This window comes from Streptomyces sp. NPDC014006 (assembly GCF_043088925.1).
Taxonomy (GTDB): Bacteria; Actinomycetota; Actinomycetes; order Streptomycetales; family Streptomycetaceae; genus Streptomyces.
In genome coordinates this window covers 230,339-257,125 of sequence record NZ_JBICAJ010000007.1, presented here as the reverse complement: position 1 = coordinate 257,125, position 26,787 = coordinate 230,339, and the positions used below count along the sequence as shown (strand labels likewise).

At 71.5% G+C, this 26,787-nt stretch carries 26 protein-coding genes, 1 tRNA gene and 1 pseudogene; 17 read left to right on the top strand and 11 right to left on the bottom strand.

Annotated features, from left to right (window positions below):
* Positions 1–492 precede the first annotated feature (492 nt).
* Positions 493–945: a hypothetical protein gene (locus tag ACF1GV_RS24555; protein ID WP_391684584.1), complete on the top strand. Its 453-nt coding sequence runs from the start codon at positions 493–495 to the stop codon at positions 943–945.
* 1,419 nt (positions 946–2,364) lie between these two features.
* Positions 2,365–2,847 (top strand): DUF5994 family protein, encoded by a 483-nt coding sequence (locus ACF1GV_RS24550; protein ID WP_361947075.1) that lies wholly within the window; start codon positions 2,365–2,367, stop codon positions 2,845–2,847.
* A 353-nt stretch (positions 2,848–3,200) separates the two neighbouring features.
* On the opposite strand, the gene ACF1GV_RS24545 is transcribed toward ACF1GV_RS24550, so the two are convergent.
* A complete protein-coding gene (locus ACF1GV_RS24545) occupies positions 3,201–4,244 on the bottom strand; it encodes a fatty acid desaturase family protein (RefSeq protein WP_391684582.1) in 1,044 nt (347 codons plus the stop codon).
* A 311-nt stretch (positions 4,245–4,555) separates the two neighbouring features.
* Entirely contained in the window at positions 4,556–5,341 is a 786-nt protein-coding gene (locus ACF1GV_RS24540; RefSeq protein ID WP_391684579.1) for a hypothetical protein, read from the bottom strand.
* A gap of 133 nt (positions 5,342–5,474) precedes the next feature.
* Between ACF1GV_RS24540 and ACF1GV_RS24535 the strand changes: the two genes are divergently transcribed.
* The 6 genes from ACF1GV_RS24535 (at position 5,475) to ACF1GV_RS24510 (ending at position 8,239) form a co-directional block, all read left to right on the top strand.
* On the top strand, positions 5,475–5,906 hold the full coding sequence (locus tag ACF1GV_RS24535; RefSeq protein ID WP_391684577.1) for an Asp23/Gls24 family envelope stress response protein: 432 nt from the start codon (positions 5,475–5,477) through the stop codon (positions 5,904–5,906).
* A 38-nt stretch (positions 5,907–5,944) separates the two neighbouring features.
* Positions 5,945–6,172, top strand: coding sequence for a hypothetical protein (locus tag ACF1GV_RS24530; protein WP_391684574.1), 228 nt, complete (start codon positions 5,945–5,947; stop codon positions 6,170–6,172).
* A complete protein-coding gene (locus ACF1GV_RS24525) occupies positions 6,169–6,615 on the top strand; it encodes an Asp23/Gls24 family envelope stress response protein (RefSeq protein ID WP_391684572.1) in 447 nt (148 codons plus the stop codon). The genes ACF1GV_RS24530 and ACF1GV_RS24525 overlap by 4 nt, the downstream gene beginning before the upstream one ends.
* On the top strand, positions 6,612–7,310 hold the full coding sequence (locus tag ACF1GV_RS24520) for a DUF6286 domain-containing protein (protein ID WP_391684569.1): 699 nt from the start codon (positions 6,612–6,614) through the stop codon (positions 7,308–7,310). Before ACF1GV_RS24525 ends, ACF1GV_RS24520 begins: the two co-directional genes overlap by 4 nt.
* A gap of 10 nt (positions 7,311–7,320) precedes the next feature.
* Complete coding sequence (gene amaP, locus ACF1GV_RS24515) at positions 7,321–7,914, top strand: alkaline shock response membrane anchor protein AmaP (protein WP_391684566.1); 594 nt, start codon at positions 7,321–7,323, stop codon at positions 7,912–7,914.
* 154 nt (positions 7,915–8,068) lie between these two features.
* A complete protein-coding gene (locus ACF1GV_RS24510; protein WP_391684563.1) occupies positions 8,069–8,239 on the top strand; it encodes a hypothetical protein in 171 nt (56 codons plus the stop codon).
* On the opposite strand, the gene ACF1GV_RS24505 is transcribed toward ACF1GV_RS24510, so the two are convergent.
* From ACF1GV_RS24505 to ACF1GV_RS24495, 3 genes and pseudogenes are all read right to left on the bottom strand, one after another.
* Positions 8,188–8,574 (bottom strand): STAS domain-containing protein, encoded by a 387-nt coding sequence (locus ACF1GV_RS24505; protein ID WP_391684561.1) that lies wholly within the window; start codon positions 8,572–8,574, stop codon positions 8,188–8,190. The two genes, ACF1GV_RS24510 and ACF1GV_RS24505, sit on opposite strands and share 52 nt — an antisense overlap.
* A 365-nt stretch (positions 8,575–8,939) precedes the next feature.
* Entirely contained in the window at positions 8,940–9,644 is a 705-nt protein-coding gene (locus ACF1GV_RS24500) for a DUF5994 family protein (RefSeq protein WP_391684558.1), read from the bottom strand.
* A 132-nt stretch (positions 9,645–9,776) separates the two neighbouring features.
* Positions 9,777–10,194 (bottom strand): annotated as a pseudogene (locus tag ACF1GV_RS24495) (HTTM domain-containing protein); the annotation flags it as partial.
* A gap of 77 nt (positions 10,195–10,271) precedes the next feature.
* On the opposite strand from ACF1GV_RS24495, the gene ACF1GV_RS24490 reads away from it, so the two are divergent.
* The gene (locus ACF1GV_RS24490) at positions 10,272–11,246 is read left to right on the top strand and encodes a magnesium transporter CorA family protein (protein ID WP_391684555.1); all 975 of its coding nucleotides are present in this window, start codon (positions 10,272–10,274) and stop codon (positions 11,244–11,246) included.
* 400 nt (positions 11,247–11,646) lie between these two features.
* Here ACF1GV_RS24490 and ACF1GV_RS24485 read toward each other — a convergent pair.
* Positions 11,647–11,719: transfer RNA gene (locus ACF1GV_RS24485), tRNA-Arg, on the bottom strand.
* Positions 11,720–12,087: 368 nt separating this feature from the next.
* The gene (locus ACF1GV_RS24480) at positions 12,088–12,345 is read right to left on the bottom strand and encodes a GntR family transcriptional regulator (protein ID WP_391684552.1); all 258 of its coding nucleotides are present in this window, start codon (positions 12,343–12,345) and stop codon (positions 12,088–12,090) included.
* A 165-nt stretch (positions 12,346–12,510) separates the two neighbouring features.
* Here ACF1GV_RS24480 and ACF1GV_RS24475 point away from each other — a divergent pair, with 165 nt between their 5' ends.
* Positions 12,511–12,651: a hypothetical protein gene (locus tag ACF1GV_RS24475; RefSeq protein WP_391684550.1), complete on the top strand. Its 141-nt coding sequence runs from the start codon at positions 12,511–12,513 to the stop codon at positions 12,649–12,651.
* Positions 12,652–12,667: 16 nt separating this feature from the next.
* Here ACF1GV_RS24475 and ACF1GV_RS24470 read toward each other — a convergent pair whose 3' ends face one another.
* Together ACF1GV_RS24470 and ACF1GV_RS24465 are read right to left on the bottom strand one after the other, a co-directional pair.
* The gene (locus ACF1GV_RS24470; protein ID WP_391684548.1) at positions 12,668–14,257 is read right to left on the bottom strand and encodes a helix-turn-helix domain-containing protein; all 1,590 of its coding nucleotides are present in this window, start codon (positions 14,255–14,257) and stop codon (positions 12,668–12,670) included.
* A gap of 192 nt (positions 14,258–14,449) precedes the next feature.
* On the bottom strand, positions 14,450–15,769 hold the full coding sequence (locus ACF1GV_RS24465; protein ID WP_391684545.1) for a M6 family metalloprotease domain-containing protein: 1,320 nt from the start codon (positions 15,767–15,769) through the stop codon (positions 14,450–14,452).
* A 498-nt stretch (positions 15,770–16,267) separates the two neighbouring features.
* On the opposite strand from ACF1GV_RS24465, the gene ACF1GV_RS24460 reads away from it, so the two are divergent.
* Both ACF1GV_RS24460 and ACF1GV_RS24455 read left to right on the top strand, forming a co-directional pair.
* On the top strand, positions 16,268–16,912 hold the full coding sequence (locus ACF1GV_RS24460; RefSeq protein WP_391684542.1) for a TetR/AcrR family transcriptional regulator: 645 nt from the start codon (positions 16,268–16,270) through the stop codon (positions 16,910–16,912).
* Positions 16,913–17,096: 184 nt separating this feature from the next.
* Positions 17,097–18,641, top strand: a complete 1,545-nt coding sequence (locus tag ACF1GV_RS24455) for an MFS transporter (RefSeq protein WP_391684539.1) — start codon at positions 17,097–17,099, stop codon at positions 18,639–18,641.
* 16 nt (positions 18,642–18,657) lie between these two features.
* Here the strand turns inward: ACF1GV_RS24455 and ACF1GV_RS24450 are convergent, their stop codons facing one another.
* Entirely contained in the window at positions 18,658–19,185 is a 528-nt protein-coding gene (locus tag ACF1GV_RS24450) for a MarR family winged helix-turn-helix transcriptional regulator (RefSeq protein WP_391684536.1), read from the bottom strand.
* A 115-nt stretch (positions 19,186–19,300) separates the two neighbouring features.
* Between ACF1GV_RS24450 and ACF1GV_RS24445 the strand changes: the two genes are divergently transcribed.
* Both ACF1GV_RS24445 and ACF1GV_RS24440 read left to right on the top strand, forming a co-directional pair.
* Positions 19,301–20,089, top strand: a complete 789-nt coding sequence (locus tag ACF1GV_RS24445) for a class III extradiol ring-cleavage dioxygenase (RefSeq protein WP_363263428.1) — start codon at positions 19,301–19,303, stop codon at positions 20,087–20,089.
* 544 nt (positions 20,090–20,633) lie between these two features.
* A complete protein-coding gene (locus ACF1GV_RS24440; RefSeq protein WP_391684533.1) occupies positions 20,634–21,629 on the top strand; it encodes an RNA polymerase sigma factor RpoD/SigA in 996 nt (331 codons plus the stop codon).
* Between the two features lie 588 nt (positions 21,630–22,217).
* Here ACF1GV_RS24440 and ACF1GV_RS24435 read toward each other — a convergent pair.
* A complete protein-coding gene (locus tag ACF1GV_RS24435; protein ID WP_363263426.1) occupies positions 22,218–23,186 on the bottom strand; it encodes a WYL domain-containing protein in 969 nt (322 codons plus the stop codon).
* Positions 23,187–23,248: 62 nt separating this feature from the next.
* Here ACF1GV_RS24435 and ACF1GV_RS24430 point away from each other — a divergent pair, with 62 nt between their 5' ends.
* The 3 genes from ACF1GV_RS24430 to pfkB all read left to right on the top strand — a co-directional run bounded on the left by ACF1GV_RS24430 (position 23,249) and on the right by pfkB (position 26,695).
* Positions 23,249–24,772 carry an MFS transporter gene (locus tag ACF1GV_RS24430; RefSeq protein ID WP_391684530.1) on the top strand — a complete coding sequence of 508 codons (1,524 nt, stop codon included), beginning with the start codon at positions 23,249–23,251 and terminating at the stop codon, positions 24,770–24,772.
* A gap of 178 nt (positions 24,773–24,950) precedes the next feature.
* Positions 24,951–25,712, top strand: coding sequence for a DeoR/GlpR family DNA-binding transcription regulator (locus ACF1GV_RS24425; protein WP_391684527.1), 762 nt, complete (start codon positions 24,951–24,953; stop codon positions 25,710–25,712).
* Entirely contained in the window at positions 25,709–26,695 is a 987-nt protein-coding gene (gene pfkB / locus ACF1GV_RS24420; protein ID WP_391684525.1) for a 1-phosphofructokinase, read from the top strand. The genes ACF1GV_RS24425 and pfkB overlap by 4 nt, the downstream gene beginning before the upstream one ends.
* Positions 26,696–26,787: the final 92 nt, after the last annotated feature.

Genomic DNA, 26,787 nt, shown 5'->3' with positions numbered 1-26,787 from the left:
CCGCCGCCCCCCCCCCCCCCGGCCCCCCCCCCCCCCCCGCGCCGGAGAGGCGGGAGGGACGGCGGTGATCCCGGCCGACCGGGCGACGGCCATCAGTCCGGCCCGGACAGCTGACGCGCCGCGTTGACGTCGGAGGTGGATGTCGAAGGCCCCGGACCGTGATCGGTCCGGGGCCTTTGCGCTGGTGCCCCCGGCAGGATTCGAACCTGCGACACCCGCTTCAGGAGTTCGATCACGCTGCGGCATGGCGTGCCGAAACGGGGCTCGATGGTCGCTCTGCGATCCGGCTGCGACCGCTTCGGTGTGTCATCGTTCCCCGCCGTTGATGTCAGCCGTGGATGTCAATGGAGCAAGGGGGTGAGCGCACAGCACCGCTTCTGCAACAGCGGCCGCAGACTGGTCCCATGGCCCCGCCGAATTCCCCCGGGCGGGGCCCCAACCATGTCCGGCGTGGCACCATGCCCCCTCCAGCACACCGTTCATGGGGGACACATGCGCACCCGCGCCACGATCACGCTCACCACCGCCCTGCTCGCCACCCTCGCCGCCTGCTCCTCGTCCAGCGACGACAAAGCCGACACCCCGAACAGCAGCCCCGCCACGGCCGCCGAGACGCCGACCACCGCCCCGACGCCGCCCGACGCCACTGAACTGGAGCGCGTCGCGGCCACCTACGTGAACCTCTACTTCGGAGGGGCCGGGGAAGGGGCGTATGCCTTTCTGTCGAAGCGCTGTCGCGCCAAGGCAGACCCGGCCACGTACGCGGCCACCGTGGAGCAGGCCGCGAAGGACTACGGCCCCAACCACCCGGCGACGGACGTGCACGCGACGGTTTCAGGGGACATGGGCCGCGTCTCGTACAAAGTGAAGGGCCTGCCGAAGTTCGACCAGCAGGGGCAGCCGTGGACGGTTGAGGGCGGCGCCTGGAAGTACGACGCCTGCTGACCCCGCGCGCCACCCGGGCCCCGTCGACCAGCGTCGGCGGGGCCCCTGTCGTGCCCGGCGGACTGCAGCCCTCAAGATCCTGCCGCGCCCGACCCCAGCCGACGGCAGCCCGCCGCGACGGCGGGTGCGCCGACGGAGAGGCGGGCGTATGCCTCGCTGCACCCCACCGGCCTCAGCCACGCTGCACGGTTCCGTCGACCAGAGCAAGCCGCGACAGCCGGCACATGCTCACGAACCTCTTCATCCGGGACTACTGACTGAAGAGGGGCCCTTCAACGCCGCGTACCCTCGCTCGACCTCGCCCAGGTACTGCTCCAGGCGGAAGCGAACCTTCTCGATCGGCCTGCCATCGGGGCCCGGGTACATCAGACCGGACCAGATGACCGTCTCGCCCCGGAGCCGGACCCGAACGGTCAGCCTGTCCGGCCCTGGCTCGGGTTGCCCCTGGGTTGCCACATCCACCGTGCATGGCGTATCGGTCGGATACAGCGGTCCGCCTGGGCGGAGCAGTCGCCTCGGATCGAGGCCGGCCATTCTGCTGTCGCTGCGCGCGACTACGTCGAGGCCATCGACGAAGAGGTACGTGTGGACGGCAGCGCACGTCGGCGGCCCAGGACACGCGCTGATGAGCAGCGTGCTCACCGCGCCATCGCTTTGCCCATGGGGCACGGTGGCCCTCACCTCGCGCGGGGACCTACGCGGCATCCGCCTGATGTGACGTCATGGCCCGATGCTAACGGCTGGCCACAAGGACGCAGCCGACGCGAAGATCACAAAGTCTTGTCCCGCCGTCGACCGGGCGCCATCGTCGGTACTCGTCCCACAGGCTGACGAACATCTTGACCCCTGGTACACCCGTCTCTTGGGCCTCGCGGGCGACGCTGGCCTCCGGGGTCTCGTCGAGTTCGAGCACTCGCCTGCAGCCAGTCCTCCACGTCCAGGACTCCAAGAGCCGTGTCGCCGTTCCGTCCCGTCCCGTGCTCTGGTCGTGCAGGACACCCAGCGCGAGGCCATGAGCCGCATGGACCGGCTGCTCAGGAGACGCCCCATCCACGAGTGACCGCCTGCGTTGATGTCAGAAGTGGATGTCAAAGGCCCCGGACCATGATCGGTCCGGGGCCTTTTGCCTGGTGCCCCCGGCAGGATTCGAACCTGCGACACCCGCTTTAGGAGTTTTCTCCGAAGGCGACTGTGACCTGCGAAAACGCTCGCTTCAGGTCGCCTGGCCCGGGAAAACAATTTTCCGTGGTTCTCGTGTGTTCACGGGGTTTCCCGGCCTCATGTGTGCTGGATCCGATCCGGCTGGGGCCGGTCGGCAGAGGGCCATGTCGGAGACGCCGGCGCGCGTGGCACCAGGAGTAGCGTGACAGGTGCGAGGCGGTCCCGTTGTCGCACCTGCCCTACAGACGGGTGGTCCTCATGACCAGCTCGGATACACCTCCCGTTCCCCGGCGCCTGCCCAGCGGTGTCCACGAGGCCGTTCGCCCGGGTTGTGCGCTTCTCCGGCTGGAGACGACCGCATCACGTGAAGGTGTCCTCGATGGTGCGTGGTGGCCGCGCTCGCGCGACATGGGCGCCGAGCTGCCCGCGCTGCTGAGTGCCCTCATCGCCCACCTCGGCCCCGTGACCCGCGTGGGGCTGGACACCGCAGCTTGGGAAGGTCTCCCGACGCGCATCCTCGTGGACGACCGCGTGGTGCACATCGATTCCTTCCCGGTCGGTGACGACACGGTCCTGATCACCCGGGGCGACCGGGACATCTTCTCCCTCCTGGTGGTCCCGCCGGACGCGGCACCGGACGCCGCCCGCACCGCGATGGCCCAGGCGGTCCGGGCGGACAACATCAGCCAGGCGGAACAGATCCTCATCGACACCGGGAGCGGGCGCGGTTCGTCGGGCTGACGGGTCACCGCCGGGCGCGACGGCGCAACGGTGTCGGACGACGGGCGCGAGAGGTCCGCGGCGTCAACTCGACCATGAGCAGGTTCGCGTCACCGCCCGGATACCAAGGCTGGTCCCCTCCATTGGGTTCACGCGGTCGATCCGCTGGTCCTCCCCGCACTCTCGGAGCGGGCCGCGCGCCGTTCTGCTGTCATCCCCTCACCCGCCGTATCCGTGTTACGGGTGGCCCAGGATGACGACTGATCTCTCGGCGCCACGGCTCCGGCACGGAGGTCGTGGACGCCCGGTCTCGGCATGCTGCTGCAGGACCTACGGTGACCACATCACGGCCTCCGACGGCTCCGGCAGGTCTGTCAGGTGGGGACACTTACGTGCCGGAGCGGTGCTCCGGCCCGGTGGAGACTGGCGAGTGCCAACCGGTAGGAGGCGATCAACCCGGTTTCCACGTAGTCCACACCCAGTTCCTGGCAGTGGCGCCGCACGATGGTCCGGGCCTTGCGCAGATTGGGGCTGGGCATGCTGGGGAACAGGTGGTGCTCGATCTGATGGTTCAGCCCGCCCAGCGCGATGTCGGTGAACCAGCCGCCGCGCACGTTGCGTGAGGTGAGCACCTGGCGACGGAGGAAGTCCGGGCGGTCCTCGCCTGTCAGGATCGGCATGCCCTTGTGGTTGGGCGCAAAGAGGGAGCCCAGGTAGACGCCGAACAGGCACTGGTGGACGGCGAGGAAGGCGATCGCCATGCCGGGCGGCAGCAGCCACAGCAGCACGGTCAGGTAGAGCACGAAGTGCGCGAACAGCAGGACGCCGTCGAGCGTGCGGTGCTTGAGCGAACGATTGGCCAGTGCCTTCACGCTCGACACGTGCAGGTTGAAGCCCTCCAGGGTGAGGAGCGGGAAGAACAGGTACGCCTGCCAGCGGCCTATCAGGCGGGGGAGCCCCTTGGCGGTCCGCGCCTGGTCCTGGGACCAGACCAGCAGGTCGGGGGCGAGGTCGGGGTCGAGATCCTCGTGGTTGGGGTTGGCGTGGTGGCGGGTGTGCTTGTCCTGCCACCAGCCGTATCCCATCCCGATACCGGCACCGGCGATCCGTCCGGACACCTCGCTGGCCCGGCGTCGGCGGAACACCTGGCGGTGCGCCGCGTCATGGGCGAGCAGGGCGACCTGGCCGAAGACGACGGCAAGGAAGGCGGCGACCGCCAGAGTCCACCAACTGTCGCCGATGAGCGCGACGGCGGCCCACCCACTGACGTAGAGCCCGGCCACCACCGTGGTCCGCAGCGCGTAGTAGGCCGGACGGCGCCCCAGCAGCCCGGCGGCGGCGATCTTTCTCGACAGGCGGGCGAAGTCACTGCCGGACGCCTCCGAGGGCGGGGGGCGGACCGCGGTGTTACTGCTCATGATGGTGAATCTCTCCGAAGAAGGCCGGTTGGCTCGGCGCCGCCCCGGGAGCCGCTGGGACCGGGCCGCAGGCGAGCCTTTCGTCCTCCGTGGTGGCGGACACATCACGCGGCCACAGAGCTGGGAGGCGTCTGCTTCGTCCGTCAGCGGCTGCTGCGCAGGCCCTCTGTTTCTCGCGGGTACCCCGGCGCGGGCGTCTCACACCGTGTCAGACGGGGCCTCCGGAGCGGTCCGCGTGCTGTCGGCAGAACCGACTCCGGCCGGTGAAGCGAATCCCGCTGATCGCTGATGAGTGGTCGACGCCCGGCCGGTCAGGCCGCGGTCTCGGTGATGAGGACGGCAACGGTGACCGGGCCCGGGGCGTCGGTGGCCGCCGCGTCGGCCACGGCAGTCCGGACGGCGCGCGCGACTTCCAGGGGATGGTGTCCGGGGGTGACCGCGAAGTGGACCTCGACACGCCGGCCGGGTGGGTCCGCATTGTCCTCCATCTTGACCGGGCGGCTCCCCAGCACGGTGGTGAGGCCGGCGACGCCCGGAACACCCGTTGCGACGTCCGCCAGATCCCCGACGGGCCCTCGCGGGGAGCCCGCTCCGGTCACGGAGAGCGAGCTGCGTGCGGTTGCGGTCGTTGCTGCGGCTGTGCTTTGCGGCGTGAGTTTCATGGATCTCGCAACGGGCCGCGCCTTCGTACCCGCGTGGGGAACCTCGTGGAGGTCCGTGACGCGCAGGTCGGCCGTCACGGTTGTCAGACCGAGCCGTCGAGCGGCCGCGTCCAGCAGCCTGCTCCTCAACTGGTCGGCGGTTTCCGGCAGTGGCCGCCCGAGTGATGCCGAGAACGCGGCTTCGATCCTGAGCGGGCCCGGCGGCATGGCGCTGGCCGGCGGACGAACGGCCGGCTCTGACACGGACTCGAGCGGCGCCGGCCCGATGCGCAGAGACTCCAGCCGCACCCCGGGAATCTCGTTCGCGGCCCGACCGAGGGCCTGGACGGCCGCTTGCTCAGTGATCCATGCCCCGTCGGCGGGCCCGCCCAGCGGGAGCAACCGGCCCAGGCCGAACTGGTGCCGTACCGCCTGCGTCCAAGCCTCGGTCTTCACCGGCCTCTCACCCTCTCTCAGGCGACGTGTCCGACCCTCGCGCCTCACAGCGTTCAAGTCCTGCAGTGCACGCTAAAGCGAATATAATCGGAAATATCATGGTCAGATGGGCCCTTGAGGGAGGAATATCCCGATGACTGAGAACACCGGCGCAAGGCACGGTGGCGTTCCCGCTGATCGCGGCCGGACGACGGTCGCCGATGTGGTGGTGGAGAAGATCGCCGGAATGGCGGCACGGGATGTGCCCGGCGTCCACGCCCTGGGCAGTGGTTTCGCCCGCTCGATGGGATCCATGAGGGAGCGGATGCCCGGTGCCGGCAGCGGCAAGTCCGTCACACGCGGGGTCAGCGTCGAGGTAGGAGAGCTGCAGGCGGCCATCGACCTGGAGATCGTCGTCGAGTACGGCGTCTCGATCAGGGACGTCGCCGGTGAGGTGAGGGAGAGCGTGATCTCCGCGGTGGAGCGGATGGCGGGACGCGAAGTCGTCGAAGTCAACATCACGGTCAGCGATGTGAAGCTCCCCGACGAGGAGGACGAAGGGGAGGAGCGACAGCGGATCCAGTAGCCGGGGCGCAGCAGCCCGAGTGAGCGAAGGAGCGCGTGATGAGCAGAGCCGTGGTGGGCCTGATGGCCGGAATGGCGCTGGGTTTCGCCGCGTATTTCGGTGACTTCTGGGCGTTCTTGCTGGTGCTGGCGCTGGGCGTCGTCGGTCTCGTGCTAGGACGGTTCATGGAAGGTGATCTCGAACTGGGCGACTTCGTCCGTCGCCGGGACCGGCAGGAGCGGATCCGCGACGACCGGCGACGGGCTCGGGGAGACTGGCGGCAGTGACCGACGAAGCGGAGCGGCGTCCGGGCATCCCCCGCAGGGCGCGCGGGGCGACCACCGTCGCCGACCGGGTCGTCGCGAAGATCGCTTCCCGCGTGGCGCGCGAGGCGCTGAGCCGGTTCCACGAGTCGGCCGGCCACGTACCGCCGGGCCGCCGGACGCCCCACGTGACCACCTCCGTGCGGCGGGCGCCGGAGCGGCGGACCGCAGGGCGGGACGGCGAGTCCGCCGCAGGACGACCGGCGGCGCTCGGTGAGGCACGGCTGCACATCACCGTCGAGCTCGGCTATCCGTCCGACATCGGGGCACAGTGCGCCGCCGTGCGCAGGGAGGTCACCGAACGGCTCAGGACATGGTCCGGTATGGACGTGTCACATCTCGTGGTGTCGGTCGGGCGACTGCACTCGGCGCATACGCGGCACGCGGGCGAGGAGAGGGTGAGATGAGCGCGGACACCCGGGGGCGGCCGGCCGGTGACAGCGACCCTCCCCCCGGATCCGGAAGGGCGGACCCGTCCGCGGACGGCAGTCGGGGCAAGGACCCGGCCACGGCCGACTCGACACCGGCGGTCGAGGCATCGGACCGGCGGGTGCGCCGTTTCTGGTCGACGCGGCGGGTTCCCGCCGCCTTGGTGGCCCTGTTGTCCGCCGCGGCCACCGGACTGCTCCTGTACGACGTGGTCTCGGTCCGGGCGGGCCGGTCCGCGATGCGCTGGCGGCGGCGGCTCGCCGAGGAACTGGCCACCCGACCACTGGACGACGTCTGGATGATCGTCGGGGCCGCGGCCGCGATGGCCCTCGGCCTGTCGCTTTTCCTGCTGGCGGTGACGCCGGGACTGCGCAGGCTGCTGCCCATGCGGCAGCCCGCCGGCAGCCCCGGAAAGGGGGAGGTCCGTGCCGGGCTCGACCGCCGCGCGGCCGACCTGGTTCTGCGCGACCGGGCGGTGCGGGTACCCGGTGTCCAGTCGGTACAGGTCGCCGTCGGCCGCCGGAAGGTCAAGGCCCGGGCGCGCGCCCATTTCCGCGATCTCGAGGAGGTCCGCACGGACCTGGACGCCACGCTGGGCGAAGCCGTGACGTTCCTGGGTCTGGCCCGGCCACCCACGCTGACCGTGCGCGTCCGGCGCCCGAAGAAGGGCTGAGGTGATCCCGATGCTCAAGGCGGTGAACCGGGTGCTGCTGGGGCTCGTCGGCCTCGGGCTGTTCGCCCTGGGCGGCGGTGTGCTGCTGGGCGGGCTGGACCTGCCGCGCCGCTGGGACTTCGGTCTGCCGGACTGGTGGCCCTTCCGCGGGCCCGACGACGTGGTGCTGGGCACCGAGGGCCGCACCCGGTGGCGGGAGGAAGGCTGGTGGTGGCCGACCGTCATCGCGGTGCTCGCCGTGCTGCTGGCCCTGCTGCTGTGGTGGCTCCTCGCGCAGCGCAGGCACCGCCTGGGCGGCGTCCTCGTCGACAGCGGGGACGGGGCGCCGGCCCGACTCGACGGCGGCACGCTGGAGGACGCGATCGAGGCGGAGGCGCGGGACCTGGAGGGGGTCGCACGGGCTCATGTACGGGTGACGGGCCGAAGCACCGCTCCGGCCGCGCGGGTACGGCTGGTGCTGGAGCCGCACGCCGATCCGGCGCGGACGCTGGGGCGACTGAGCGGGGAAACCCTCTCCCACGCACGGGACTCGGCCGGCCTGGACAGCCTCCCCACGAAGGTCCGGCTCACCGAAGTCCGCCACCACGCACGACGCGCCGACTGATCCCCGGTGCCGGACTCCCGACGGGGGACCCGGCGGGTCCCCCTCCGAGGGCGGGGGACCCGGCCAGCCCCTCCGAGGGTGGCCCGCAGCGCAGGTCTTCACGACCGCCCCGGAACCATCCACGCCGCGGTTCCCGGAAGGGAGGCATTCCGCCATGGTCCTCTTCCTGAGCCTGCTCGTCGCCGCAGTCGCTCTGATCGCCATCGGGGCCGGCGTCGCCGGCACGCTCTATCTGACCTCCGCCGGTGTCCTGCTCCTCATCGCCGATCTGCTCTACCTGGCGGCCCGCTCCGTGTGGCGATCTCCTCGGCGCCCGGCTCGCTGAGGCCGCGCCCCTCCCGGTCTCGTCGCACGGAGCAGACGGGTGGAGCCCGTGTCCGTGAGCAGTCGTTCGGTCTGCGGGCAGGGGTGGTGCAGCCGCAGGGACGCGTGGGTCTCGGCGGCGTGCCGTGACACGTCGAGGAAGACGCGCAGGCCGCTGCTGTCACAGCGGTCGACGGTGGTCAGATCGACGTCGATGAGGGTGATGCCGTCCTGCAGGCACCGCTCCAGAGCGGCGCGCACCTGGGGCGCGGTGGCGGGGTCGATCACACCGGCCAGGGTGACCAGTGCCCGCCTGTCCCGGTCGTGCCGGTAGATGTTCAGCTGCGGAAGAGTCATGACGCCTCGATTCGGATGCTGCTCAGATGCCCCGTCCGCGGGTCCCGGCCGCTTCCCGCCCGGTTCGGGGCCCGGGCCCGGGGGTACGCCGGCTCGCGTCGCCGCGGAGTGAGCCGACGGTTCCGAGGCGCGGTCGGGCGGCCGGCGGGGAGCGCGGATGATCACCCGTGGCGCGTGGTACGGCTGCGGCGCGTAGCGGCCGCTGTGGCGCGCAGCGGCCGCGGCGGCCGGGCCGGGGGGCGCTGTACCGGTACGCGGCGATCCTGTTGGCGTGCTGGAGGTCGAGCCGGTGGATCACGTACGCCGCCACTGCGACGAGAACCAGGAAGGCGGTGACCGTCAGGAAGGCGTTCACGGCGGCCACCTCACATACCGACGGTCAGCCGGCTGGCCGGCCTCGGTGGACCGGTCTGACCGGGAACGGCCGCGGACACCGCCGAGGCGCCGCCCTCGTACTCCCATGCCTCGTCCGGTTCCAGTGGCCGGTCAGTGACCGAGACACCGTGCCGGGCCTCCTCCGCGACGATCAACGCGCTCGCGGTCAGGGGCGGCCCGTCGTACTCGGACGCGGCTGCCATCAGCCGAGCCGCCGACTCCGATCCGGTCTCGGGCGGAATGATGAGGAGATCCCAGCGGCCGGCGCCGTAGGAGAGCAGCAGCATCTTGTGCGGGTCGATCTCCGGGGTGAACCAGCCGACCTTGACGATGTGCCCGTCCACGGGAATCTTGCGGGGGATGACCGGCCAGTGCTCCGGGTTGACGGCGATGCGGGTGATGCGGCCCCAGAGGGGATCCAACACGTCCGTGAGCGCCGGCAGTTCGCTCAGCAGATCCCGGGACCGGGGCCACCAGGCTCCGTCCAGGAGTCCCCGGGAGGTGCCGTCGGTCTTCAGCGCGAGACGCGCGGCCGGGGCTGCGACGGGCTCGGCGTGCGGCAGGGTGGGAAGCAAGGTCGCCGACATGATGCGGACCCGTCTCCGGGCCGCCTCCGCGGCGGCCCGGGTTTCATCTTTCGCCGGGGGCGACCCGGCGTGGAAGCCGGTGTGCGAGATGCCCTCGGTAATGTCCACACTACTCCGCGTTTCCCGGCGGCGAGGAGCGGCGGCCGCATGGATGTGGAGTACCGGCCGGGGATCTCCCGCACGGCCCGGCCCTGCACCCGGTGCGCGGGAGAGTCACTGTTGTGCGAGGAGCGTTTTGCATCGACTGGCGCTGCGCCGAAGGAGGTGAGGCAGGAACGTGTAGGAGCGGTCGGGAAGGAACACGGCGTCCGCGACGATCATCGCGCCCGAGCGGCGGTCCGAGAACCACGCCATGGCGACGTGCATGCCCAGCAGCACGGCCAGGACACTTGAGCCGGCCGAAGAGCACGAACGGAAAGGCGACCTGGGTGAGAACGGTCAGGTATCCGACGACCGCCATCGCGAGCGGATACCGGTCCACGGCGTGGGAGAGCGCGGGCCACGGCTGGAAGAGCTCCAGGTTCAGCACATAGTGCAGGGCGGTGCCGTCGTCCCAGAACGAGCCCTGGACGTTGTACAGACCGGCCGATCCGTACAGGAGGCAGACCTGCGCCGCGATCACGAGGACGCCGCAGTTGTGCACCACGGTGACCAACGTGGCGGTGCCGCCCGTCGGGGTGCATCTCCGGCAGTGGTGTCCGCCGATGTTCCGCTGGTGCCGTTAGGGTGCGCGACATGGCCCGTACCCGGCTGTACCGCGACGGTTCCCTGGTTGAAGAGGACTTCCCGGTCCGGGACATCTCCCGGCATCTGGCGGACTCCTCTGCGACCGTGTGGTTGGATCTGTACCGCCCGGACCGCGCCGAGTTCACGGCGGTCGGCGAGGAACTCGGTCTCCATGAGCTGGCTCTCGAGGACGCGCTGCACGAGGGGCAGCGGGCGAAACTCGACAACTACCGCACCCATCACTTCCTCAGCGTCTACGCGGTCGCCGTCGACCCGGACAGTGCGGGACTGACGATGAGTGAGCTCGCGGTCATCCTCACGCCACAAGCGCTGATCACGGTCCGCAAGGACGCCGCGTTCTCCCTCGACGAACTGGTCGCCCGCTGGGACCGCACCCCGGCTCTGACAGCGCACGGGGTGGCCTTTCTGCTCCACGGTCTGCTCGACCATGTCGTCGACGGGCACTTCGCCGCGGTACGGCAGCTCGACGAACGTATCGAGGAGCTGGAAGATCTTCTCTTCGCCGAAGGCGGCCGGCAGATCCAGACCGTACAGCGCCAGTCCTACGCCCTGCGGAAATCACTGGTCCGGCTCCGTCGCGTGGTCCTGCCCATGCGGGAGGTCGTCAACGCCCTCATGCGCCCCGACCTCGACATCGTTGATGATCCCTTGCTGCCGTACTACCGAGATGTGTACGACCACGTGCTGCGTGCCGGCGAGTGGACGGAGTCGCTGCGCGACCTAGTGGCTTCGGTGATGGAGACCAACTTGTCCGTGCAGGCGAACCGGGTCAATCTGATCATGAAGAAGGTGACGGGCTGGGCCGCGATCATCGCCGTGCCCACGGCGATCACTGGCTTCTACGGACAGAACCTTCCCTACCCCGGGTTCGCACACCAGTCGGGTTTCATCGTTTCCAGCGCCGTCATCGTCGTTGTCTCTCTGACGCTGTACTTCGTTTTCAAGCGCTGGGAGTGGCTCTGACCGCACACCCTGCTGCGTGCTCGTCAGCAGACGGGCGCCGGTGCTGATCTCTCAGCACTACGCCTGACCTGGTGTTACGTGCAGGTCGGAGGCTTGGTCTGGGTTGGCGCGACGTGAACTCGCGTGGCCTCAGAAAGAACTTCATCTCCCAGCACTCTCCCGGTACTTGATGCCGTGGCCGCGATGCGCAGCGGCCGCGCCCGCGAGCCGGAAGCATGTTTGCTGGGAATGGGAATTCCGCCCACACCGAGAGGCGCTCAGTCGCCGTTCAGGATCAGCTGCCCGTAGTAGCCCCGGTACTCGGGCTTGAGGGCGGGCCGCATCGGCGACTCCGCGTGCTGCGAGTGCGAAGGCCCTCCCGTCCGTCGGACGGAAGGGCCCCTGACCTGGTGTTTCTCTGTGCCCCCGGCAGGATTCGAACCTGCGACACCCGCTTTAGGAGAGCGGTGCTCTATCCCCTGAGCTACGAAGGCGGCGCCGCCGGAAGCCCGGCTGGCTGATGACAGGGTAGCGGATGCGTCTGTTGGGGGGAGGGAGCGAGGTCCACGAGCGTCCAGCGGCCGCCGTGGCGTTCACGACGCCGAACTCCTGGGCGATCTCCAAGGTGGACGGCACCCGGCTGCCCGGAGGGTACGTGCCGTCCTTGATGCGCCGGATGATCTCCGTCGCGATCTGGCGCGAGTCGCCGGGTGCTGTCCAGTTCCATGTCGTCAGCGCCGGGGACCAGAGCATGGTGCGTCCCTGGTTAGCCACGATCAGGCACGCTCTTGGGTGTACCGCGTGCGCGCCCGGTTGCAGGAGAGCGGTGCTCTCCCCCCTGCCCCGCTGCACAGGCAGGTCCTCAGTCCGCCGGCAGGGGTTCGGAGACGAACCAGCCTCGCTGGGGTACGGCGTACACCCAGCCTTCGTCGGCGAGCAGGCCGAGGCCGCGGCGTACCGTCGTGCGGGCGATCCCGTACCGCTGCACCAGCTGCGCTTCGCTCGGCAGCATCCGCCCCGGCTGCCAGTCGCCGCGCCGGATCTGGGCACGCAGAATCTCCGCCAGTTGCCGGTACGGCGTGAGAGGTGCGCCGTGGTCGATCTCAGCGTCAGCGTTCATGCAGTCGACGCTAGGCAAGCGCACTGATACGCGCGCGCTCTTTGGGATACGTATCGCTACGTAGCGATACAAGGCGATGCCGTGGCCGCACAGAAGCGCCCCGGCCGGAAGTGAGAGCTTCCGTGCCGGGGCTGAGCCGATCGGCATGCTCTGGAAGCCGCTGCCGTGCTCGTCGCCGTCGTCGGGGCGGTGTTGGAGGAAGGCGCGGCGTGCGACGCCGAGCTCGCCGCCTTCGTGAGCCCCTTGCATGCCGCCCTCGAAGAGTGCGTCGGCGTCATCGCCGGGCGGGAGGACGGGGAAAGGTGACCTGATCGAACCACCCTCACGCAAGCGGGACTTGCGTGAAGCGGGACGCCGTGTGGAGGTCCTCCTCGATTCGGGATGCCGTTGCCAGGAGTTCGGGGAGGAGGCTCTCCACGCAGTCTTCCGGGGTGCGGCGGGCCGCGTGCGTTGCCGTCGTCAGGGACGCGACCACCTTGCCCCTGGCGTCGTGGATCGGGACCGCCAACGTGCGCAGGCCCGCTTCCAGTTCCGCGTTCAGGAGGACGTAGGGGGTGGCGGCCTTCCCGGGCGGGTGCAGGATGCGGCCCGCCGAGGTCTGGGATGCGGGGAGGCCGGTGCCCAGGGGGATGTTCGCGCTCATCACCCTGTGGTGCGTCGCGCGGGCCACGTAGTGGATCTGGTCCGGGGACGGGGTGCGGATCGCCAGGGCCGTCGATTCCTGGATGCGGCGCGTCAGGGCGCGCAGGTGGGGTTCCGCGATGTCCGGCAGCGTGGTGCGGGAGAGGGGCGGGAAGCCCAGGGACAGCACCCCGGGAGTCAGGGAGAACGTGCGGTCCTCCGCCGCCTCCACCAGGCCCAGGTGCTCGTAGGTGATCAGTGCTCTGCGGGCCGTCGCTCTCACCAGGCCCGTCACCTTTGCCACCTCCGTCAGCGTCAGGGCCCCCCTGCCCTCGTCGAATGCCGTCAGGACCGTGAGGCCGCGGGCCAGGGATTCGACGAAGGTGCGGCCCAGTTCGTTCTTCGATGCCGTCGTCCAGGTCGCCAGGCCGGCGGGGGGCGGCGCGGGGTTCCCGGCGGACCGCGCGGACAGGTCCTTCTCCATCGCCCGCACCGCCTCCCGCAGGCGCGGGAGCAGCGTTGCCGCCAGTTCGTCCGCCGTGTGGCGGCTCGTGTGGCTCACCATGCTGGCCACGCAGGCGATGCGGCCGGTCCCCGGGTCCCGCACCGGCGCCGAGATCGCCACCAGGCCCGGTTCGATCAGCTGGTCGTCCAGGGACCAGCCGTCCCTCGCCGCCTGCCGGGTGCGGTGGACGAACTCCTCGTCGGGGGCCGGGCGTTCGCGCGGTGGTACGGCCGTGAAGGTGGCGTCGTGCGGGTCCGCCGCCCGGCGGGTGTGCCAGCGGCGCCAGTCGGTCTCCGTCCACTCGGTGGCGAAGAGCGGGCCGGGGGCCGTGCGCTCGGCCGGGAGCAGGTCGCCGATGCGGAAGCTCAGCGACATCGCGCGGCGGCGGGTCGCCTGGTGGATGAGGCGGATGCCGTCGCGGTCGGCGACCGCCAGCGACACCGACTCGTCCAGTTCGTCCGCCAGGGCGTCCGCCCGTGCCGAGAGCAGCGCCGGCAGGCGCAGGGCCGCCAGGTAGGCGTTGCCCAGTTCCATCACGCGAGGGGTCAGGATCGCGTCGCGGCCGTCCAGGCGGACGTATCCCATGCGGGCCAGGGTCGAGGTGATGCGGTCCACCGTGGAGCGGGCCAGACCCGTGGTCCGCTCCAGCGCGCTCAGGCTGAGCGTGCCGCCCGCCTCCGTCAGCCGGTGCAGTACGGCGACACCGCGGATCAGCGGGGTGACGGCCTCCTCCGGGGGCGCGGTGGCTCCGGAGACGGGGTGGGCGGTGTCGGGCGGCGGGTGCATGGGCCGTGCGGTCTCCGGGCTGGCGGGAGGGGACGTGCGGACACCGTATCCGGCGGGGCAGGGGACTCGCGGACGCCGTATCGGCGGGGCAGGGGCCTTGCGGACACCGTGTCGGCGGGGTGCGGTGGCTGGGTGCCGAGCGATCGTTCCCCGCGGCCCGGCCGCGCTCCGGCCGGCCCACGCCCCGGTGTCCTACTTCCGCGTCACCCTGACCACCACCTCGCCCTCCTCTTCGCCCTCGCGGTCCGGTTCCGTCACCTTGATGCGGATGCCGTGGTGGGGGTCCTCGAAGGTCTGGCCCGGGACGTAGGTGGCGTCGGAGAGTTCGGCGTGGACGTTCGGGCTGCGCGTGCAGCCGCCGCTGTCGGGCCGCGAGTCGTACACCTGCACCGGCCCCATGCCCGTGTCGACGTCGGCGCTCACGCGGTAGATCAGGACGCCCGGCCGGCACACCGCCTCGTCGTTGCCCTCCCGGGTGCGCAGCTCCAGCGCGTATCCGGTACGGGCGTCGAGCGGGACGAAGACCAGCTTGGGCCCGCCGGGCCGGGCGAGCGGGGTGAGCGGGAACTCGGCCGTGCCGGGTGAGGCGGCGCAGCGGACCTGGTTGGCGTCGAGCCAGCCCAGCTTCCACTTGTGCCAGCCGAGCAGGTCGTTGTCGGCGCCCCAGTCCTCGCTCATGATGTCCCAGTGCCCGACCGCGCCCCCGCCGTCCGCGGTGTACAGGTCGGGCAGCCCGAAGACATGGCCGTTCTCGTGCGGCAGGACCCGGTAGCCGGTGCGGGCGTAGGAGCCGGAGCCGTCGTCCTGGCGGGAGTAGACGAACGAGGCGTTGGCGACCGGGACTCCGTCCGCGACGGGGGCGTCCGCGTTGCCCGCGAAGGTCACCGACAGCACGGTGTCCAGGGCGGAGGGGCCCGCGTTCGGGGTGACCAGCACGTTGAGCAGGTCGTAGGCGCTGAAGTCCACCTGGGCGTCCGCGGTGGCCACGATGTCCTGGACCAGCGCGCGGTAGCCCGGGTCGAAGGGGGCGCCGCGCTCTATGCCGTACGCCTTGAACGGCTTCGGCAGGTGCAGCCAGTGGCGGATCGGGGTGAGCGGGCGGTAGTCCAGGCGGCCGTAGGAGGCGGTGCGGAACCACCGCTGGGTCTGCGGGAAGAACTCGTGGAAGCGGTCCATCGCCTTGCCCTGTCCCCGCGCGTCCGGGAAGTCGATCATCAGGGTCAGCGCGCGCACGGTCCCCGTGGAGTGCGCGTAGCCGCCGGCGGTGGGCACGCCCTCGGACATCTGGACGGACGGGCCACCGGTGATCATGCAGGGGCCCAGCGTGGTGGAACGGGACAGCGCCGCGACGGGGCCCGCCCCGGCCGGGGAGGCGCCCGGCGTCAGGTGCCCGGTGCCGGCCGTGGTGCTGACGGCGAGGGTCAGCAGCGTGACGGAGGCGAGGGCGGCCGTGCGGCGCGGGCGTATCCGGCGGCGGCGGTGCGTTCCCCTCCGGGGTCGCTGCGGCTGCATGCAGGGCCCTTCGCTCCAGGCAGCCGCCGACTCCCGGCTGCACCCATGCGATCACCCTCCGTTGCACCGGGTGCGCTCGCGCGCTGGAGCGGGCCGATCGGGGGGTGGTGCGTGTGGGGTGGTGGGGAGTTGGGCGGGTCCGGCTCGCTCGGGTGGTCAGCGGCGGGCGGGGGTCCCGTGGGACCCCTCGCGGGGTGGGCGCCGGGTGCATCCGGGGGCCAGGGCGGCTCGTGCGGCGGGTGCCGGGTGCATCCAGGGGGCCAGGGCGGCCGGCGTCCCCACCCGGGCCCGCCGAGCCCCCAACCGGCGTCCCCACCCAGGCCCGCCGAGCCCCCAACCCGCACCCCCTACACGCCCTGTGACCCAGGTCACGGAAAATCCCCCCGACGCCGGGAAATAACCGGGGACCGTCTCCCCGTTTAGTCAGGTGTTCGCGCGAAACGGGGACCGTGTCCCCGGATCGTGAGTCACCCAGACAGACAGCCCGAGGAGTACACCGTGACGACCACCGCAACCGCGCCGCGCAAGGTGCCCCGGCCCCGCGCCGACGCCCTGCGCAACCGCGAGCGCATCGTCACCGCCGCGCGGGAGATGTTCGTCGAGCACGGCCCCGACGTGCCGCTCGACGAGATCGCCCGCCGGGCCGGCGTCGGCAACGCCACGGTGTACCGCAACTTCCCCGACCGGGACGCCCTCGTCCGCGAGGTCGTCTGCTCCGTCATGGACCGTACGGCGCGGGCGGCCGAGGAGGCGCTGGCCGAGACCGGGGATGCCTTCGAGGCGTTGGAGCGCTTCGCGCACACGGCCGCCGACGAGCGGATCAGCGCGCTGTGCCCGATGGTCTCCACCACCTTCGACAAGAACCACCCCGACCTGGAGGCGGCGCGGCAGGGGGCCGAGGACCTCATCGCGGAGATCATGGACCGCGCCAAGGCGGCCGGCCAGCTCCGCACCGATGTCGAGGTCGGTGATCTGGTGATCGCCGTCGCGCAGCTCAGCCGGCCCCCGGCCGGCACCGGCTGCGGCAGCCTCGACCGCTTCGTCCACCGCCATCTGCAGCTGTTCCTGGACGGGTTGCGGGCCCCGGCCCGCTCCGCCCTGCCCGGTACGGCGGCGACCGTGGAGGACCTCCGCAACGCCTGAGCCCGACGCCTGAGCCCGATGTCCGAGCCCGACGCCTGAGCGATTAGTTCCGCATACGCCGTCCGTCTGCACAACGGACGGTGGCCTCACCGGCCCCCACCCAGGGCGAGCCGTTCCGTCACTTACCGATTTTTCCGTTCACCACACGCTTTTTCCGTCACGAAGTCCTGAAGTGGGTACCTCCATGTCCGAAACAGCCCTCAAGGCTCCCGGCACCGTCCGCAGCGGCGGCGACGCCAACCGCTGGAAGGCGCTCGTCTTCATCGCGCTGGCCCAGCTGATGGTCGTCCTCGACGCCACCATCGTGAACATCGCGCTTCCCTCCGCCCAGACCGACCTCGGCATCTCCGACGGCAACCGGCAGTGGGTCGTCACGGCCTACGCCCTCGCCTTCGGCGGACTGCTGCTCTTCGGCGGCCGCATAGCCGACCTGTGGGGCCGCAAGCGCGCCTTCGTGCTGGGCCTCGGCGGGTTCGCCGCGGCGTCCGCGCTCGGCGGTGCCGCGACCAGCGGCGCGATGATGTTCGGCGCCCGCGCGCTGCAGGGTGCCTTCGGCGCGCTGCTCGCGCCCGCCGCCCTGTCCCTGCTCGCGGTGATGTTCACCGATGCCAAGGAGCGCGCCAAGGCGTTCGGCATCTACGGCGCCATCGCCGGCGGTGGCGGCGCGGTCGGCCTGATCCTCGGCGGCTTCCTCACCGAGTACCTGGACTGGCGCTGGACGTTCTTCGTGAACATCCCCTTCGCCATCGTCGCCGCGCTCGGCGCCTATTTCGTCATCCGTGAGCCGGAGGGCGGCCGCAACCGCTCGCCGCTCGACATCCCCGGCGTGGTGCTGTCCACTCTCGGCCTGGTCGCGCTGGTCTACGGCTTCACCCGCGCCGAGTCCGACGGCTGGAGTGACACGGTGACCGTGGCGATGTTCGTCATCTCCGCCGTCTCGCTGATCGCCTTCGTGCTCGTCGAGTCCAAGGTGAAGGCCCCGCTGCTGCCGCTGCGCGTGGTGACCGACCGCAACCGGGGCGGTATCTACCTCTCCCTCGGTCTCGCGATCATCGGCATGTTCGGCCTGTTCCTCTTCCTGACCTACTACCTCCAGGTCGTGAAGGGCTACTCGCCGGTCAAGACCGGCTTCGCGTTCCTGCCGATGGTGGCCGGCATGATCACCGGCTCCACCCAGATCGGCACCCGGCTGATGACCCGCATCCCGGCCCGCTTCCTGATGGGTCCCGGGTTCCTGGTCGCCGCGCTCGGCATGCTGGTGCTCACCCAGCTGAAGATCGACTCCTCGTACCCCACGCAGCTGCTGCCCGCGATGGTGCTGCTCGGCCTCGGCATGGGTACGGCGTTCATGCCGGCGATGTCCCTGGCCACCCAGGGTGTCCAGCCGCGGGACGCCGGTGTCGCCTCCGCGATGGTCAACACCTCGCAGCAGGTGGGCGGCGCGATCGGCACCGCCCTGCTGAACACCATCGCCGCGTCCGCGACCACGTCGTACGTCAAGGACCACATCGCCTCCGCCGCCGGCAAGCCGCAGCAGCAGCTGGTCGCGCTGCAGGGCATGGTGCACGGCTACAGCACCGCGATCTGGTTCGCCGTCGGCATCCTGGCCGCCGCCGCGCTGATCGCCTTCACCTTCGTCAACGCCGGCCGTCCGGGCTCCACCACGGTGGCCTCCGGGGACGGCGCGGGCATCGAGGACGAGGTGCCGGTGCCGGTGGTGGCCCACTGACCGGCCGCACGGTGTATTAGCGGAGCCAGGGCAGGTCCGCACCCGCTTCGTTGGGCTGGAGGCCCTCGGCGACGATCTCCATGATCTCGCCGAGGGCCTTCTGCTGTGCCGGGCTGAGCCGGTCGAACAGTGCCTGGCGTACGGCGGCGACATGACCGGGTGCGGTGCGCTCGAGCACCTTCAGGCCGTCGTCCGTGAGGACGGCGAACTGGCCGCGCTTGTCGGAGGGGCACTCCTCGCGGCGTACCCAGCCGTTCTTCTCCAGCCGTGCGATGGCGTGCGAGAGCCGGGAGCGGGTGATCTTCGCCTGCATCGCCAGCTCGGTCATCCGCAGCCGGCGGCGCGGGGCCTCGGCCAGGCCGACGAGCAGGCCGTAATAGATGTGCGGCATGCCCGCGTCGCGCTGCAACTGCCGGTCGAGGTGGTCCTCGAGCAGGGTGGTGGCGTGCAGGTAGGCGCGCCAGACGCGCTGTTCCTCCGTGGAGAGCCAGCGGGGCGGTTCCGCGGCGGGGGAGGAGGCGGAGGATGCGGGTGCCGTGGTCATGCGTCCACTGTACGGCGCTTGTTCTTGAAACTTAAACAAGTCGGGCGTACCCTCGGAAAAAGGAAAGCTTGAGAGTTAAAGTGAATGATCCAGTAAGCGAGGGGAAGTGCCGCCGATGTCCGCCGCCACCCAGGAGCGCATGCCCGCCCTGTACCTCAGCCACGGCGCCCCGCCGCTCGCGGACGACCCCGTCTGGCCCGGCGAACTGGCCGCCTGGTCCGCCGGGCTGCCGCGGCCGAAGGCGATCCTGATGGTCTCCGCGCACTGGGAGGAGGCCCCGCTCGCCCTCGGCGCCACCACGACCGTGCCGCTCGTCTACGACTTCTGGGGCTTCCCCGAGCACTATTACCGCGTCCGCTACGACGCGCCGGGTGCCCCGGAGCTGGCCGAGAGCGTGCGCAAGCTGCTGCGCGCCCCCGGCATGCCGGTGCAGGACATCCCCGACCGGGGTCTGGACCACGGCGCGTACGTGCCGCTCGTCGAGATGTACCCCGGCGCCGACATCCCCGTCCTGCAGGTCTCCATGCCGACCCTGGACCCGGTGCGCCTGATGGAGATCGGCCGCCGGCTCGCGCCGCTGCGCGACGAGGGCGTGCTGATCGTCGGCTCCGGGTTCTTCACCCACAACCTGGCCGCGCTGCGGCACGCCGGCTCCACCCCGGCCTGGTCGGCGGAGTTCGACGACTGGGGACGGCGGGCCCTGGAGGGCGGCGACGTCGACGCCCTGCTGGACTTCCTGCACCGCTCCCCGGCCGGCCACCTCGCCCATCCGCGCACGGAGCACTTCGCCCCGCTGTTCGTGACCATGGGTGCGGCCGACGCCGCCGGTGAACTCGGCAGCCAGAAGTCGGTGATCGACGGCTTCTGGCTGGGCCTGGCCAAGCGCTCGGTCCAGTTCGGCTGACCGGCTCGCACCGGCTCGCACCGGCTCGGCCCCGGCTGGACCCGGCGCTGACCGGTTCGCGCCGGCTCGGCCCCGGCGTAAAGGCCGGATATGGCCCGCCGCTGAAAACCCTGTGAGTCAGCGCCCCTGGCAACCTTCGGCGGGTGTCGGTCGTCTTCCGGGGTGGGAGAGCGGTCGAGGCGGACGCTCCCCGAGGGAGGCGAGGATGATCGCTCCGCGTGTGACGGGCGTCTCACCCGCGCCGGGAGCGGAGCGGTCGGCGAGGAGCGCCGGGACGGCCTTCAGGCCCGCGCTGACCTGCGTCCTTCGCCGCCGGTCGGACCGCCCAGCGGCGTGCGGTCCGACAGGGTACTGCATGATCAGAAAATTCGGGGGTCGGGTTGGGAATTCTGTCCGGATTCCAGTCGTTGTTTCCATCGGATGCAGGGCACCCGAGGAGAGTCCGAGGAGTCCGGAGGAGGGTCCGGAAGGCCTCGGCGGCGCCTCCCGCCGTGCCGAGTGTCCGACGGACCACCCGCTGACCCACCATCGCAAGGGAGCACGCATGGCAACCCGTGCCGTCGCCCGTCGTAAGTCCGCCACCGGCGAGACGGCCGACGCGGCAAGCAGTGTTCGCGCCACCGGCGACATCGCCGACCGCGATCTGGTCGGCATGTACCTCGACGAGATCGCGCGGACACCGCTGCTCGACGCCGCCAAGGAGGTCGAGCTGTCCCAGCAGATCGAGGCGGGTGTCTTCGCGCGGCAGATCCTCGACGGGTACGAGAAGTCCCCGCTGGACGCGAGCCGTGAGGAGCTGGAGGCCCTGGTCGCCCAGGGAGAGCGGGCCAAGGACGTCTTCATCCGCTCCAACCTCCGGCTGGTCGTCGCCGTGGCCCGTCGCTACCCCCGCAGTGGTCTGCCCCTGCTTGACCTGATCCAGGAGGGCAACGCGGGCCTGGTCCGCGCGGTCGAGAAGTTCGACTACCGCAAGGGCTTCAAGTTCTCGACGTACGCCACGTGGTGGATCCGCCAGGCGATCACCCGCTCGATAGCGGACCAGTCGCGCACGATCCGGCTGCCCGTCCACCTCGTGGAGGAGCTGGGCCGCATCCGCCGCGTGCAGCGCGAGTTCAACCGTGAGCACGGGCGCGACCCGGAGCCCACGGAGATCGCCGCCGAGCTCGCGACCACGCCGGAGCGCGTCATCGACGTACTGGACTGGGCCCGCGACCCCGTCTCGCTGAACATGGCGGTGGACGACGAGGGCGAGACCCAGTTCGGCGACCTGCTGGAGGACACCTCCGCGGTGAGCCCCGAGCAGTCGGTGCTCACGCTGCTGCGCAGCGAGGAGCTGGACGACCTGATCGGCCGCCTCGACCAGCGCACGGCGTCCATCATCAAGATGCGGTACGGCATCGAGGACGGCCGCGAGCGCACGCTGACGGAGGTCGGCAAGGAGCACGGCCTGACGCGCGAGCGCATCCGCCAGATCGAGAAGCACGCCCTGCTGGAGCTGAAGAAGCTCGCCCGCGACACGGGCTTCGACGCGGCGGCCTGACGCGGGCGTCCAGGCGTCCGGTGTCCGGCGCGGCGGCCTGACACGGCGCGCCCGGGTGGGCGTGTTCCCGTCGGCCGGTGTGCGCGGGCGCGTGCGCCGGGTGGCGAAACACCGCGCAAACATGGCGCTGTTCCGCCGCTTCAACCCACGGGGCCGGGGGAACAACCCCTCAGGGCAAGGGAGTTCGGATCCAGCGGACACAGGTGTCCGGATGCGGAGCCCGCAACTCCCTCCCCGGCGAACCGTTTCAGCGGCCGGCCCACCAGCCAACCGAACCACGAGCCAACCGAACCACGTCCCGGCGCAATCCCCCCCCCGGCGCCGGGACGTTCCCCGAGCCGGGCTTCGGCGCCCTCCCCCCCCCGGGTGCCGGAGTCCGGCTCCTTTTGCGCTCCGGGAGAGCCGCGCGGTGCGCGACGAGAGCCGTGAAAGAACGGGCCACCCCGTACCTGAACCACGGGGTGACCCGCCCGGACGGGAGATTCTGTCATACGGCCGATCACCGTCCGACCACGGGCCGTCACATCTTCACGCTCGTCAGGTCCTCGCGGTCGTCACGTCATCGCGGCCGTCACGGCCTCCGGGGCGTCAGCGTGCCCGCGCCGCCCGGCTCAGCCGTTCGCCCATCTCCCGTACGCCCTCCACCAGTTCCGCCGGCTCCCGCACCGTGAAGTCGAAGCCCAGCGTCGCCAGGCGGGCCGCCAGCCACTCCACCGGGCCGCTGCCCCGCCCGCGCAGCACGCATCCGCCGCCCTCGTCCGGCTCCGGCGCCCCGAGCCACCCCGGCACCCGCGCCGCGACCGCGTCCACCGGCTCGGCGAACGCGACGACATAGTCGTAGGACTCCTGCCCGCGCTGCATCGAGCGCCGCAGGTACTCCGCCGCACTGCCCTCCGGCAGTTCCCGCGGCACGAACCGCGCGCCCGTCGCGAACGGCTCGCTCACCCGGTCCACGCGGAAGGTCCGCCAGTCCTCGCGCTCGAGGTCGTAGGCGACGAGGTACCACCGCCGTCCCGTCGACACCAGCCGGTACGGCTCGGTCAGGCGCCGTGACCGGGTGCCGTCGGCGGCCCGGTAGGCGAACCGCAGCCGCTCCCGCCCGGCCACCGTGGACGCCATCACAGTCAGCGTCTCCGGCGCGATGCTCGGCCCGTCTCCGCTGGTCAGCGGTGTGGTCGCGGCCTGCAGTGTGGTCACCCGGTGGCGCAGCCGCGACGGCAGCACCTGCTCCAGCTTGGCCAGCGCCCGCACGGACGCCTCCTCCAGGCCCTCGACCGCGTGCCCGGCACCGGCCCGCAGCCCCACCGCGATGGCCACGGCCTCCTCGTCGTCGAGGACGAGCGGGGGCAGGGCCTTGCCCGCGACGAGCCGGTAGCCGCCGTCGGCGCCCATGCTCGCCTGCACCGGATAGCCGAGTTCGCGCAGCCGGTCGACGTCCCGGCGGACCGTGCGGCGGGAGACGCCGAGCCGCTCGGCGAGCTCCCCGCCGGGCCATTCGCGGGGCGTCTGGAGGAGGGAGAGGAGCTGCAGGAGCCGGGCCGGAGTATCGGTCGTCATGCAGTCGAGAATGCCGCAGAAGTAGGACACAATCTGACCTACTGCCGTCCTACCTTCGATGCATGACCTCCACCGAGACCGAAACGCACCGCAGCGCACCACCCGCGGCCGGGGACCGCCGCCGCTGGTTCGCCCTGGCGATCGTGATGACGGCTGCCTTCATGGACCTCGTCGACGTGACGATCGTGAACATCGCGATCCCGTCCATCAAGCGGGACGCCGGCGCCTCGTTCAGCCAGATCCAGTGGATCACCGCCGGCTACGCGCTCGCCTTCGCCGCCGGGCTGATCACCGGCGGCCGGCTCGGTGACATCCACGGCCGCAAGCGGGTCTTCCTCATCGGCATCGGCGGCTTCACGCTGGCCTCCGCCCTGTGCGGTTTCGCCGTGAACCCGGAGATGCTCGTCGCCTCCCGTGTGCTCCAGGGCGGCATGGCGGCGCTGATGGTGCCGCAGGTGCTGTCGATCGTGCACGCCACGTTCCCGGCGCACGAACGCGGCAAGGTCTTCGGCCTGTTCGGCGCGATCATCGGCCTCGGCGCCGTGTCCGGCCCGCTGCTGGGCGCGCTGCTGACGGAGTGGAACCTCTTCGGCCTCGAGTGGCGGCCCATTTTCCTGATCAACCTGCCGGTCGGCGTCGCCGCCTGGTTCCTCGGCCGCCGTTTCATCACCGAGTCGCGCGCCCCGCGCGCCCTCAAGCTCGACCTGGTCGGCGTCACCCTGGTGACGCTGGGGCTGCTGATGCTGCTCTACCCGCTCACCCGCGGCCGTGAGCTGGGCTGGCCGCTGTGGGGGTACGGCTCGATGGCCGGCGCGCTCGTCGTCTTCGGGGTGCTGGTCGCCTACGAGCGGCGCAAGGCGGCGCGGGACGGCTCGCCGCTGGTGGAGCTGTCGCTGTTCCGGGTGAAGAGCTTCGCGGCCGGCATCGCCGTGCAGACGGTGTTCGGGATCGCGCTCGGCGTCTTCTTCCTGGTGTGGACGCTGTACATGCAGATGGGGCTGGGCTGGAGCCCGCTCAAGGCCGGCCTGACCGGTGTGCCGTTCTCGATCGCCGTGTCCCTGGCGGCGGGGATGAGCGTGCAGAAGCTGGTTCCGCGGTTCGGGCGCCGGGTGCTCCAGGCGGGCGCGCTGGTGATGGCGCTGGGTGTGCTGCTGTACCTCGCGGAGGCCGGGCACTACGGCCTGTCCATCGCGCCCTGGCAGATGGCGCTGCCGCTGGTGGTGATGGGCCTCGGCATGGGCCTGATCGTCGCGCCGCTGACCGACGCGGTGCTGTCCGAGGTGCCGCGCGAGCACGCCGGTTCGGCGTCGGGGCTGATCAACACCGTGCAGCAGATGGGCAACGCGCTGGGCCTCGGCCTGGTCTCGGTGGTCTTCTTCGGCGAGATCGGCGACCGGCTCACCCCGGCCGAGGCCGGCCCGGCCTTCGTGCACGCCTTCCAGCACGCGCTGGGCTGGGTGGCCGCGGTGATGGCCGTGATCTTCCTGCTGATGTCCGCGCTGCCGAAGCGTCCGGCGCAGCACGTGGACGGGGCTCCGGCGGAGGAGCTCAAGACGTCGGAGGAGGAGCGGGAGCTGGTGTCCTGACGATCCTGCCGGTCGTGGGCGAGGGGCTCGGCGCTGATGACGCGCCGGGTCCCTTCTTTCATGCCTGATCATGCCCGTTTGCTTCTGGTTGTGCCCGAACCTGTTTACTTTCCAGAAATCCGGGCGTAGCCTCCCCTGTGAAACCACACGTTCGGGTATGAGGCGGAGGCGAACGGACATGTACGCACCGGAGCGACAGCAGGAGATCCTCCGGCTCGCCCGGGACGGCGGCCGGGTGGACGTGGTGTCGCTCGCCGAGGAGTTCCAGGTGACGGCGGAGACCATCCGCCGTGACCTGAAGGCCCTGGACCGGGCCGGGCTGGTGCGCCGTGTACACGGCGGGGCCATCCCGGTCGGGCGCCTGGACTTCGAGCCCGACCTCACCGAGCGCGAGACCACCGCCGCCGACGAGAAGGACCGCGTCGCCAAGGCCGCCCTCGCCGAACTGCCCACCGAGGGCACGGTGATCCTCGACGCCGGCACCACGGTCGCCCGCCTGGCCGCCGCGCTGCCGCTGGAGTCCTCGCTCACCGTCGTCACGCACTCGCTGCCCATCGCGGCCCGCCTCGCCGACCACCCGGGCATCCAGCTCCATCTCGTCGGAGGGCGGGTACGGCACCGTACGCGTGCCGCCGTGGACGCCTGGGCGCTGCGGGCGTACGGCGAGATCCGCGCGGACGTGCTGTTCGTGGCCGCCAACGGCTTCTCCGCCGAGCACGGCCTGACCACCCCGGACCTCGCCGAGGCGGCCGTCAAGCGCGCGGCCGTCGCCGCCGCCCGCCGGGTGGTCCTGCTCGCCGACTCCTCCAAGCACGGCCAGGAGCACTTCGCCCGCTTCGGCGACCTGAGCGACGTGGACCTGCTGATCACCGACAGCGGGCTGAGCCCCGAAGACGCCGCCGGCATCGAGCGCGGCGGCACGGAAGTAGTACGCGCATGATCCTCACCGTCACCCCCAACCCGTCCCTCGACCGCACCTACGAGGTCCAGGCGCTCCGGCGCGGCGATGTCATCCGCGCCGAGACCGAGCGCATGGACCCCGGCGGCAAGGGCGTGAACGTCTCCCGCGCGGTCGCGGCCGCCGGGCGGCGCACGGTCGCCGTCCTGCCCCTGGGCGGTGCGCCGGGCGCGGTCGTCACCGAGCTGCTCGACGCGCAGGGCATCGAGGTCGCGCCGGTCCCGGTCGCCGGGGCCACCCGCTCCAACATCGCGCTCGCCGAGGCGGACGGCGTCCTGACGAAGATCAACGCGCCTGGTCCGCACCTGACCGCCGCCGAGCAGGAACTGCTGCTGGAGACCGTGCGCGAGGCATCCCGCGGCGCCGACTGGATCGCCTGCTGCGGCAGCCTGCCCCGGGGACTCGCCCCCTCCTGGTACGCCGATGTCGTCGCCCGGGCGCACGCCGGGGGCGCGCGGATCGCACTGGACACCTCGGGGCGCGCCCTGCTGGAGGCGCTGCGCGCCCGGCCCGACGTGGTGAAGCCCAACGCCGAGGAGCTCGCGGAGGCCGTCGGACGTCCCCTCGCCACGGTGGGCGACGCGCTCAAGGCGGCCGAGGAATTGCGCGAGATGGGCGCGGCCGCGGTGCTCGCGAGCCTGGGCGCCGACGGCCAGCTGCTGGTGGACGGCTCGGGCGCCTGGTTCGGCAGCGCCCGCGTGGACGCCGTACGCAGCAATGTGGGCGCCGGTGACTCCTCCCTGGCCGGCTTCCTCATCGCCGGCGGCGACGGCCCCGGCGCCCTCGCCTCCGCCGTCGCCCACGGGGCCGCCGCCGTAACGCTGCCCGGCAGTGTCATGCCGACCCCGGCCGACCTCGACCCCGCGGCCGTGACGGTCACGGACCGGGTGCCGGTGGACCGTCCTCTGAAGGAGCCGGTGCACCGGCTGCCGGTGGACCGTCCGCTGAAGGAGCCGGTGCCATGACCTGCCACGTCACCGCTCCCGCGCGGCGCGGCTCCCTCTTACCGCCCGTGCCACCGGCCGCCCCCGCCCCCGCCCCCGTCTCCTCCCTCCCC